This window comes from uncultured Bifidobacterium sp. (genome assembly GCF_949292005.1).
Lineage (GTDB): Bacteria > Actinomycetota > Actinomycetes > Actinomycetales > Bifidobacteriaceae > Bifidobacterium.
In genome coordinates this window covers 33760-45079 of sequence record NZ_CASEXV010000027.1, presented here as the reverse complement: position 1 = coordinate 45079, position 11320 = coordinate 33760, and the positions used below count along the sequence as shown (strand labels likewise).

Below are 11320 nucleotides of genomic sequence, written 5' to 3'. Positions count from 1 at the left end.
TTAAGTGTACACAGTGACCATTGTCGCAGCAACGGTAAACGTTTGCTGCAAGTCGCCCGTCCGATGGTATGCTGGGTCACGTTGTCCACCCCCGTGGCGACCGTGTCGGGACGCCGTCCGGCATTCCATACGGAAACGCCACATGACGCGAAGGAGAGTCCCATGTCCACCGCCACACGCACGACCACCATCACCGATCCCGTCGGGATTCACGCACGCCCCGCGGCCGAGTTCTCGCAGGCCGTAGCCGCCTCGGGCTGTTCCGTCACCATCTCGAAGGAGCCCGGAACCCCCGGCGTCAACGCATCAAGCATCCTGTCCATCATGGGTCTGGGAGTCAAGGGGGGCGACACCGTCGAGATCATCGTGAATGGCGCCGACTCCGACGCCGTCGCCGATTCCCTTATCGCCACACTCACCAAGGGCGAATAGCGTCCCATCATGTCCTCATCTCCTCGGATCGCGACCATCATCGACGTGGCCGCCCTCGCGAAAGTGTCGACGGCCACCGTTTCGAGGGTTTTGTCCGGTCGGCGATCCAAGGACGATGAAATCGACAGACGCGTTCGACAGGCGGCGAACGATCTCCGTTATCATGTCAACGACGCGGCCAGCGCGCTACGCGGCGAATCCACGAACACGTGGGAGATGGCGATGGCAGATCCCACCGACGGCTTCTCCTGCTCACTCCTTCCGAACGTCATCGCCGTGGCCTCAAGTTGCGGGAAACGAGTCCTCACGACGTTGCTCGACGATTCGGGCCACGCCCGTCGCGACGATTCATCCATCCAAAGACGTTCCCATCCGTATGGCATTGAGGGTCGAATCCTGCTTCCGGCCTCTTGCCCATCGTCTCAACCACCTCTGAATTCCTCCATAGTCGACATCGTGGTCAGTCCGCATGCCATCAACGCCGACCTTCCCTGTGTGTTCATCGACCAGAACTCGACGATGGACATCGCGGTCACGCATCTTGCCTCTCATGGGGCCCACAGAACGGCGTTTCTGGGGGCCGCCCCGAATTTCGGATCGAGCAATCCCCTACGCGACGCGTCGTATCTTATCGCCTTCGAGGAATCGACGCACGTCGTCAATCAGACGACACGACCCGAATGGGTTCTTCTGGGACCGCGAACCGCGGCCCGCGGATACGCCGATGCCCTGCGGCTCATGACTCGAACGTCGGATGCTCCGGATTCCCTGATATGCGTCGACGCCCAAGTCGCCAGCGGGGCCCGTCTCGCGCTGGATTCCCTTCACGACATATCGACACCGATCGTCGCCATAGACGACCATCCGACACACGCCGGAATCGACGAAAGAATCGCCCTTCTTCGTCCCGACTTCATGGCGATGGCCACCGCGATGGCCACCGCACTGACATCCCTCGCCCGCAAGGACTCTCCCGAGCGCGTCCATGTCCCGCAACGCCACGCAGTCCCGATGTCATTCGTATCAGGCCTCGTTCAGGCCAGCTGAGTCGATCCGCCAGACCGAACCCGCCACCGCCGAGACGGTCAACGGCCTCCAGACCGCCGAAGCATGGCGAAAGAGCAGAAAAGCGCCTCGAACACCAATGTGGGATTGCCGTTCCCGGCAAGCCGGCCGCGTGCCCTCTCAATCTCCTCGGACGCCTCTATCGCCTCGGAACGATCCATCTCCACGGACATGCCGATGATGGCATCCCTGTTTTCAAGGTTGACGAGCCCCGCATCATCCTGCGCGGAGTTCTGCAGCACCGCGACATCACGATAGACACTGGCGATGGATGTCAAAGCCCTGTCCAGCACGTCACGGCTCAATCGCGTGATCCGTCTGCGGACCTCATCCTTCTTGCCGATCGCATTGAATGACGACCTGATGGACGCAGGTATCCTATCCCCCTCGGCAAGACCGTTGATCCGTCGGAATTCCGACTCCTCTGCGGCAATCAGACGCTCCACCTCGTGCTCGGCCTGCCGCGAGGCCTCGCTGACCAGACGCGAGGCCAGAACGACAGCATCGGATGCGCGCCTCAACCCCAGCACTCCCACCACCAGCTCATCGCGGCCATGCCGCGCCATATCATCCCGCGCATATAGCGATGCGACACCTATATGCCCTTCGGACAGACGGGCGCATCTGGCTGCCAGATCGGCATCCACATCCTGCGATCGGAGGAATGCCGCCACATGGGACAAAGCCGGAACCGTCAGATTCACCAGTCGGGTGCGCGAACGGATGGTCGGCAGGACATCCTGGGCGCTGGGAGCGCACAACAGCCAGATCGTCCGTTCGGCCGGCTCCTCGATTTCCTTAAGCAGCACGTTGGTGGTCCGCTCCAGCATCCGGTCAACATCCTCGATGATGATTATCCGCCACGGAGCGGTCGACGGATTCTGCTCGCTAAGGCCTATCAGATCGCGGACGTCATCGATGCCGATCGTGACCTTGTTCGTGGCCAGCACGGTGACATCCGGATGCGTTCCCGCCAGAACCTGTTGGGTCTGACGCGTCGGCTCGGAGGAGAGACCTCCGTCCGGGCTCTCCAACGCGGCGGCGAAGGCCCTGGCGATATTGGACCGACCCGACCCTGGAGGTCCACAGATAAGCCAGGACTGGGCTATGCCTGACGGATCCCCGGCGACCACGGCCGACAGCATGCGAACGGCCCGTTCCTGCCCGACAATCGAATCCCACACACTCATGCGGACATCCCGTTCGCCGAATCCACCAATCGATCGATATCGGCGCGTATCCGCGCCGCCACCTGATCCACCGTCTCCGCGGCATCCACCACCATGAACCTCGTCGCGTCGGCACGGGCAAGATCGAGGAACTCATCACGCGTGCGTCTGCGGAATCCCTCGCCTGCCGATTCCATGCGGTCCCTTTCCCGTCCAACCCTATCCAACGCCTCACGGGGGTCCAGGTCCAACAGGTAGGTCCTCGTCGGAAGCAGTTCCGCGGTCGCCCACATGCTCAGCGAGCGCACCTCCTCCACCGTCAGCTCCCTGCCACCGGCCTGATATGCGAGGGACGAGTCGATGTATCGGTCGGATATGACGACAGCGCCACGAGACAACGCCGGGCGGATGACCTGATGCACATGTTGCGCCCTGTCCGCCGCGAACATTAAGGCCTCCGCCCGCGGGCTAATCTCGGCGCCATCGGGGCTTCCCTCCAGCAACAGCGACCGCAGCTCCCGACCCATCGGAGTGCCACCGGGTTCGCGTGTGACCACAACCTCACGACCACGATCGTGCAGATATTCACGCAGCAGCTCGACCTGGGTGCTTTTGCCCACTCCGTCGATGCCCTCAAAGGACAGAAACAATCCGCTCATTGTGCGGATGCCTTGCGCGTCACGGCGGTACCTTGAGCTGTCGCCTTCTTCGCGGCTGTCTTCTTTACGGCTGTCTTCCTCGCCGCCGTGGACTTCCTCGAAGAGGTCGTCGTGGTGGCGGCCTTCGCCGTGGCCGCCTTCCTCGTCGCGGAGGTTTTCTTGGTGGCGGCTTTCTTGGTGGCGGCTTTCTTGGTGGCGGCTTTTCTGACGCCATGACGACGCTTCGCGGGCCCCGCGGCCCGCTTCTCCGCCAACAATCGGAAAGCTTCCTGCGGATCCACCGACTCGGGGGTGAACTGCTTGGGAAGCGTCCTGTTCGTTTCACCGTCGGTGATATAGGCGCCGTAGAAGCCATCCTTGATCACCACCGGCTTCCCGGTCTCGGGATCTGGCCCCAGCTCTCGCAGCGGCGGCTTCGCCGACGCCCCCCGCCGACGACCATATTTCGGCTGGGCAAAAAGCTCCTTGGCCTGGTCGATCGTCACGGTGAATATCTCATCCTCGGACGTGAGTGACCGTGTCTCCGATTTCCCTTTCGCGTCGGTACGGGTGAGGTAGGGGCCATAGCGTCCATTGCTTGCGGTGACCGTCATCGCGGATTCCACACCCTGCTCGTCTGCGACATCATAGGTGCCGACCTCACGAGGCAGGTTCAACAGCCGCAGTGCGTCCTCAAGCGTGACCGTCGCCGGATCCATGCTGGAGAACAGCGAGGCCATGCGGGGTCTGGGTGTCGCGTCCTTCGCCGATTTTCTCGTCTTGGCGGTTTTCGCAGGCTTGGAGGGCTTGACGGCCGTCGTTTCGGATCCACGCTTGGGCGGTTTCACAGGTCCGGCGTCATCCTGATTGTCGGAAGCGACCAAAGCCACGTAGGGGCCAAAGCGTCCGACGCGAACCTCAACCGATCCACCTGATACAGGATCGATGCCCAGAACCCGCGGACCCGTCGCATTCTTCTCGATCAGCTCATGGCCCTTCTCCACGGTGAGCTCGTCGGGGGCCAAATCGTCGGGAAGTGATGCCCGCCGCGGATTCCCCTGCGAATCCTGCGAGTTCACATCCTCCAGATAGGGGCCATACCGTCCCACACGCACATGCAATCCGTCACCGATATCGATGGTGTTGATTTCTCGAGCGTCGATCTCGCCGAGCTGGGCGACCTGCTGCTGCAACCCCTCATGGGCCTGCTGTGACGACTGGGCGGAATCCTTCCCGGAACCAAAATAGAACCGCGTGAGCCAGTCCCTGCCGGTCTCCTCGCCACGAGCGATCTTGTCCAGGCCATTCTCCATCTCGGCCGTGAAACGGTAGTCGACGTAGGTCGCGAATTTTGTCTCGAGAAGCTTGGTGACGGCGAAGGCCAGCCACGAGGGGATCAAAGCCCGGCCACGCTCATACACATAGCCGCGGTCGATGATGGTCGAGATGATGCTCGCGTATGTCGAAGGGCGCCCGATCTCCTTGGCCTCCAGAGTCTTGACGAGCGAGGCCTCGGTGTACCGCGCGGGCGGCTGCGTCTCGTGCCCGTCGGCTTCGACGGACGCGGCGGAGAGCACGCTGCCCTTCGACATCGCCGGAAGCGCCTCCGTGCCATCATGGCCCGCTGATGACGACCGGTCCTGCCCCATGACCTTGAGGAATCCGGGAAACTCAATAACGGTTCCCGAAGCTTGGAACACGGTCTCTCCGTCATTTCCCGCGGTGGCCGACAGACGAACGGTCGCGGTCGCCCCCGTGGCGTCAGCCATCTGCGATGCCAACGTGCGCCGCCAGATCAGGGTGTAGAGCCGAAGCTGATCCGGCGGAACCAGTGACGACAGCTCCGACGGCTCTCTGAAGGACGATCCGGCGGGTCTGATGCATTCATGCGCCTCTTGGGCGCCCGCCGTCGTGGTGGCGTATTGCTTCGGAGAATCCGACAGGAACTCGTTCCCGAAATCCCTTTTCACCGCATCCCTCGCGGCCGCGATGGCCTCACTCGATAACGTGACGGAATCGGTTCTCATATAGGTGATATAGCCGTTCTCATACAGACCCTGAGCCGCCCTCATCGTCTGGCGCGAGCTCATGGACAGCCGGTTTCCGGCCGCCTGCTGCAGTGTCGACGTGGTAAAGGGCGGAAGCGGACGACGGCGATAGGGCTTCGTCTCCATGGACACGACGGTAAAATCCGCCGAAACCAGCTCATCCGCCAGTCGTGCGGAGGTCTCCTCGTCCAGTCGGACCGCCGCATCTCGGACGGCCGCGGGGGTCATCGTCCCATCCTCAGCGAAGTCCTTGGCCGCTGCGAGGCGACGGCCACTCCACTCCACCATCCGCGCGTGGAAGACATCGGACGGGCCGGCCGAGGAAGGCCCCGAATCAGACAGATCGGCGACGACATCCCAGTATGGGGAGCGCACGAAGGCCATGCGTTCCCTCTCCCTCTCCACGATCAGTCGCGTGGCGACCGACTGCACCCGGCCTGCGGAAAGGCCCGGCCCGACTTTACGCCACAGCACCGGCGAGAGCTCATACCCATATAACCGGTCGAGGACACGACGCGTCTCCTGGGCATCGACCATATGATCGTCCACATCACGGGTGTTCCCCAGTGATGCGCGGATGGCCTCGGGCGTAATCTCGTGGAACACCATGCGCCGAACCGGGACCTTGGGTTTGAGCGTCTGCACCAGATGCCACGCTATTGCCTCGCCCTCGCGATCCTCATCAGTCGCCAGAAACAGCTCGCCAGCATCCTTCAGAGCAGATTTGAGTTCGGTGACCGTTTTGCGTTTCTCGGGGCCGACCACATAATACGGCTCGAAGCCGTCATCGACATCAACGCCGAACTTTCCAAACGTCGCCTTCTTCGCGGCCGGAACCTGACTTGGCTGAGCCAAATCGCGAATATGCCCGACCGACGCCATGACCTTGTACCCATCGCCAAGATACCCCCCGATCTTCCTGGCCTTCGTGGGAGACTCCACAATCACAAGCTTGGTGCCGGCTGCCATTGACTCACTCCTTAGGCTTGGTCCCCTTTTCGCACGCAATCATACTCATTGCCCATCGTCAACTACGCCGACGAGGCCATTCTGAGGACGGAGGACCCCCATATGAGACCGCATATTCGCGTTCCTCCGTCCACTCCTTTGCAGCGCACCACCCATGCCGCGCATCACACCTCCACATACGTGGTAACGGCCCAAGCCGCGAACCCGGACATCCGCGCCATCTCGCCATCCTCGCCGCTCCACCATCCTCGCCGCTCCATGTCTCAGCGGCACTCCATGTCTCAGCTTTTCGGAGGGGAGGGAGGAGCCCCTATCACTCCCAGCCGCGTGAGAGGACTGGCCACGAGCTGCCTCATCACCACAACGATTCCGCAGCAGAGAATCGCCGTCCCGCATACAAGGACCTGGGCGGACAACACCGCGGCGGCCCGCGCCCACCGGGCAGACACATCAAGTCCGGGATATATTTGCCATATCACATAGACGCCATACAAAACCGCCATCACGCCAGCTGTGATCAGCACTGAACCCACAACTTGGATCGAGGGAGTGCTGGCACGATCCCCCGGGGCGTCCATTCCCGAACGCCTTGTGAACGCGAGCGCCAGCAACGCAATCGCCGCGGCGATGAGAATCGACATGACGACATCCACCGGTCTATGCCACTGACCCATCATGACGGACAAGCCGACAGCCGAGGACAAAGCCACCGCGGCGATTGCCGTGACAGCCCTCCAACGCCGGGGAACGGCAAGAAGAAGAATCATCACCGCCGCGGCCATCATCATCGTATGGCCCGAGGGAGCCGAATTCGCCTGCCGCGACACCGTGTGGATCAAAGCCTCACGGGGAAGAAGCGGCTTAAGCCATGTGGCCGCGTAGCACAGACCCGCCACGAAGAGCATCTGGAAGACAAGCCGCCATCTCCTGCGCACAATGGTGATTGCCGCCGCGGCCACGCCAATCACCACCGTCATGGCGATGACCACCGCGGAATTGGTGAAGACATCCGACACATGTTCCACCGGACCATAAGCCATCGAGGGAAAATACTGCCAGACCATATCCTCATAGGACTGTCCGTCAACCGTTCGAACCGCCAGCCACCACGCCGCCCCCGCGGCGAAGACAAGCAGAGCAGCGAGAACAAGGCACAGAACGACCGAGGACCGACGCGGCTTGACCATCAGAGGGTCGATCCGCGCCAGTCCCCCCTCCACGTCCAGCTCGGCGGGAGAGTCACCGCGGTCGGCGTTCTTCGGTTCATCGGACTTGGAGGACGCGGACTTGGAACCGTCCTCCGGGTAGTCGTCAACAAGGATTCGAATCGCGTGGCCATCGGATGACGGCGTGCGGGGCGTCGGCGAAGGAATATCTGAGGTCATAATTGTCGACTGTAGAGCGTCGATGCCGCGAACACCGCCCGACGTGACATGCCCAATCGAAATAATCACACAATCGTTCCCACGGGCCGAATCGGCCGCGTCCCACGGCTGTGGCGCGGAATCCGGCCAGACATGAGAAACCCCCGCACACCCGTCAGAGGCCGCTTACCCTTGCTGCATTCCTGCCCTGGGGGGATTGGGCGACATAACGCCGTACGGAGGCGAACACCAGTGTAACATCATTCCCCACCCACCGTGCCTCCGCGCGCATCCCCATATTCATCCGCACTCATCCTCACATACCGGCGCACATCTCACGCCATGCCCGGAAATTCCCACCCCGGACGTCCACGGGTACCATGATTGTGGAGGCGAACCGCGCGATGGCGACCAGGGATCGCCGCGGCACCGACAAAAATGATTGACTCGGGGGATCCCAATATTGCCACCACCCCGACGACAGCGGGAGGAACACAACGTCATGGATGCGGATCTGGTAATCGTCGGCGCGGGTCTTTTCGGACTTACCATCGCACAACAAGCCGCCGAACGCGCGGGAGCCCGGGTGGAGATCATCGACGTGCGCGACCATATCGGTGGGAACGCCTATTCGTATATGGACGAGGAAACCGGGGCCGAGATCCACAAATACGGCGCGCACCTCTTCCACACCTCAAACCCGACGGTATGGGAATACGTGAACCGCTTCACCGAGTTCACCGACTATGTCCATCGCGTCTACACGACGCATGACGGCGAGGTTTATCCGCTCCCCATCAATCTGGGAACGATCAACCAGTTCTTCCACGCGCACTACACGCCCGCGCAGGCCAAGGCGCTCATCGACGAGCAGGCGGGCGAGCTTGCCGGAACCGATCCCGAGAACCTCAATGACAAGGGCATCAGCCTCATCGGTCGGCCTCTGTACGAGGCGTTCATCAAAAACTACACGGCCAAGCAGTGGCAGACCGATCCCAGCGAGCTTCCCGCAAGCATCATCCGCCGCCTTCCCGTGCGTCTCACCTACGACAACCGCTACTTCCGCGACACATGGGAGGGATTGCCCAAGGATGGGTACACCGCCTGGATGGAGCGGATGATCGACGACCCGCGCATCCACGTGACGCTCAACACCGACTTCTTTGACGAGACGCAGCCGTTGAACCGCCGCAACCTCGTGGGCAAGGTACCGGTCGTCTACACGGGCCCGGTGGATCGGTACTTCGACTACGAGCTGGGCGAGCTCAAATGGAGGACGGTCGATTTCACGGAGATCCGCTACGACGAGGGCGACCATTTTGGATGCCCGGTCATGAACTTCGCCGACTCCGATGTCCCCTACACGCGGGCGATCGAGTTCAAGAACTTCAATCCCGAACGCAGGGATTCCCAGAACCCCGAGAAAACCGTCGTGTGGGAGGAATACAGCCGCTTCGCGACAAGGGACGACGAACCCTATTATCCCGTCAACACCGCCGAGGACAAGGCCCTCTACCAGAAGTACTCGGCCAAGGCTAAGGGAGAGCCCGGTGTGGTGTTCGGCGGCCGTCTGGGAACCTACGCCTATTACGACATGCACAACGTCATCGGATCGGCCTTGAACGCCTATGAGCATCAGGTGGCGGCTCTTCTGGCCAAAGATGAGGGCGATTCCGGGCAGGACTGATTCAACGCGCGGCACCGATTCGCTCTCGAGCCAAATCGAGCGAGATGTGGGTAGCTGAGTTGACGAGCGCGGCGTGGGGAGCATATGTGGGGAGCAGGTTACAAGCGCTGTGTGGGAACCGCTGTGTGACGAGCCACTCCTGACGAAAGCCCTGTGACGGAGCGGAGTGCGGACGCGCTGCTTCTGGCAAGCCCTTCCTGGCGAGCGGGGCAAAAAGGGCGGGAACATGTTTGTCCCGCTGTCAACTTTGCCCCGCGCTCATCGGAAAGCACTTGCTCCTCAATAAGATCCCCCCCAATACCCCCTCCGATAAGCCCCGCCAGTCTCATTGGGCGCTTTTCGTGTTCGTTGGGCGGGGCCGACCAGGTAAGTAAGAAAAAGAATGGCGCTATCATGCCGTTCTTGATTGGGGATATCCGCAGGACCCGCCCAACGAAGGCCAAATCCGCCCAATGAAAGGGGCCGGTGACGCAATGCACGCGTCACCGGCCCCTTTCGGCCATAAACCCGACTGAAAATGGGAGGGGAACCTCGAAGAGCCTCTCAATTGGGCGGAGAGTATCAACGGCTCCCGGACCTGACCGATGGATCCCAGGGTCCCCGACGCTACACCAGTGGAAACCCTATCGGAACCCGCACAGGCCCCACAGGGTCAGGCCCTCCACACATCCTTGCCATCGGCCTTCGCCTTCGCGACATCCTCATCCAGCTGGGACTCGTTCGACTCGACGTCACCCGTGATGAAGCTCTCAACAAGACGGCGGGCCTCCCCATCCTCATGCTGGACGGCGGGCGACTTCATGAAGTATGAGCTCGGCGCGAGAACCGGCCCCGAAAGATGGCGGTCAAGGGCGATCTTCGCGGCGCGCACCGCGTCGATCACGATCCCGGCGGAGTTGGGAGAGTCCCATACCTCGAGTTTGTACTCAAGGTTCAGCGGGACATCACCGAAGGTGGTTCCCTCAAGACGGACGAAGGCGAACTTGCGGTCGTCAAGCCATGCGACGTAATCGGACGGTCCGATGTGGACGTTATGCGGATCCATCTCGTGTGGAACGACGGAGGTGACCGCGCGCGTCTTCGAAATCTTCTTCGACTCAAGCCGCGAGCGCTGCAGCATGTTCATGAAGTCCATGTTGCCGCCGACGTTGAGCTGATAGGTGCGGTCAAGGCGGACTCCACGATCCTCGAACAGCCGGGCGAGGACGCGGTGCGTGATCGTCGCCCCAACCTGGCTCTTGATGTCGTCGCCGATGATCGGGACTCCGGCGTCACGGAACTTCTGCGCCCACTCGGGATCGGACGCGATGAACACCGGAAGGCAGTTCACGAACGCGCATCCCGCCTCCATGGCCGCGGTGGCATAGGATTTGTCGGCCTTCTCGGACCCGACAGGAAGATAGCTGACAAGCACATCGACCTTGCGGTCACGCAGGACCTGGGCGACGTCGACCGGCTCCTCCTGGGACTCCTCGATCATCTGACGGTAGTACTCGCCCAGACCGTCGAAGGTCGGACCGCGCTGGACCTCGACACCAAGATTAGGAACGTCCGCGAACTTGATGGTGTTGTTCTGTGACGCGGCGATGGCCTCGGAAAGGTCTTTGCCGACCTTAAGCGCGTCAACGTCGAATGCCGCGACGAACTCGATATCCTTGACACGGTATCCGCCAAAATTGTTATGCATCAACCCTGGGATCTTATCGTCATCCGCGGTGTCGCGGTAATATTCGACACCCTGCACAAGGGATGATGCGCAATTGCCGACTCCGGCGATCGCCACGCGAATAGTCATATCAGGCCCTCCTGTAAAACTTGGCACTAGTCTATTGCCACGCTCAAGCATAGCCGCGCATCAACGCGGACCACCGCTAGAACGCCACCAGATGACGGTAGCACCCGCGCCTGTGCCACCTTCTTCGCAGTATCCACACGCTTCTCATTCAGA

The 11320-nt window shown here is 61.6% G+C and carries 8 protein-coding genes and 1 other RNA gene; 3 read left to right on the top strand and 6 right to left on the bottom strand.

What is annotated here, in order from left to right; genetic code table 11:
- The first annotated feature begins 162 nt into the window (after window positions 1–162).
- On the top strand, window positions 163–432 hold the full coding sequence (locus tag Q1X90_RS01775; protein WP_300765945.1) for an HPr family phosphocarrier protein: 270 nt from the start codon (window positions 163–165) through the stop codon (window positions 430–432).
- Window positions 433–441: 9 nt separating this feature from the next.
- Window positions 442–1479 (top strand): LacI family DNA-binding transcriptional regulator, encoded by a 1038-nt coding sequence (locus tag Q1X90_RS01770; protein WP_300765944.1) that lies wholly within the window; start codon window positions 442–444, stop codon window positions 1477–1479.
- Between the two features lie 38 nt (window positions 1480–1517).
- Here Q1X90_RS01770 and Q1X90_RS01765 read toward each other — a convergent pair whose 3' ends face one another.
- The 5 genes from Q1X90_RS01765 to ffs all read right to left on the bottom strand — a co-directional run bounded on the left by Q1X90_RS01765 (window position 1518) and on the right by ffs (window position 7931).
- Complete coding sequence (locus Q1X90_RS01765; RefSeq protein ID WP_300765943.1) at window positions 1518–2687, bottom strand: DNA polymerase III subunit delta'; 1170 nt, start codon at window positions 2685–2687, stop codon at window positions 1518–1520.
- Window positions 2684–3325: a dTMP kinase gene (tmk, locus tag Q1X90_RS01760; protein ID WP_300765942.1), complete on the bottom strand. Its 642-nt coding sequence runs from the start codon at window positions 3323–3325 to the stop codon at window positions 2684–2686. Before tmk ends, Q1X90_RS01765 begins: the two co-directional genes overlap by 4 nt.
- A complete protein-coding gene (topA, locus tag Q1X90_RS01755; RefSeq protein WP_300765941.1) occupies window positions 3322–6321 on the bottom strand; it encodes a type I DNA topoisomerase in 3000 nt (999 codons plus the stop codon). Before topA ends, tmk begins: the two co-directional genes overlap by 4 nt.
- 281 nt (window positions 6322–6602) lie before the next feature.
- Window positions 6603–7706, bottom strand: coding sequence for a phosphatase PAP2 family protein (locus tag Q1X90_RS01750; RefSeq protein WP_300765940.1), 1104 nt, complete (start codon window positions 7704–7706; stop codon window positions 6603–6605).
- A 134-nt stretch (window positions 7707–7840) separates the two neighbouring features.
- An RNA gene (ffs, locus tag Q1X90_RS01745) (signal recognition particle sRNA small type) lies at window positions 7841–7931 on the bottom strand.
- A 256-nt stretch (window positions 7932–8187) separates the two neighbouring features.
- Here ffs and glf point away from each other — a divergent pair.
- Window positions 8188–9372 (top strand): UDP-galactopyranose mutase, encoded by a 1185-nt coding sequence (gene glf, locus Q1X90_RS01740; protein WP_300765939.1) that lies wholly within the window; start codon window positions 8188–8190, stop codon window positions 9370–9372.
- 652 nt (window positions 9373–10024) lie between these two features.
- On the opposite strand, the gene Q1X90_RS01735 is transcribed toward glf, so the two are convergent.
- Complete coding sequence (locus Q1X90_RS01735; protein WP_300765938.1) at window positions 10025–11167, bottom strand: inositol-3-phosphate synthase; 1143 nt, start codon at window positions 11165–11167, stop codon at window positions 10025–10027.
- Window positions 11168–11320 lie beyond the last annotated feature (153 nt).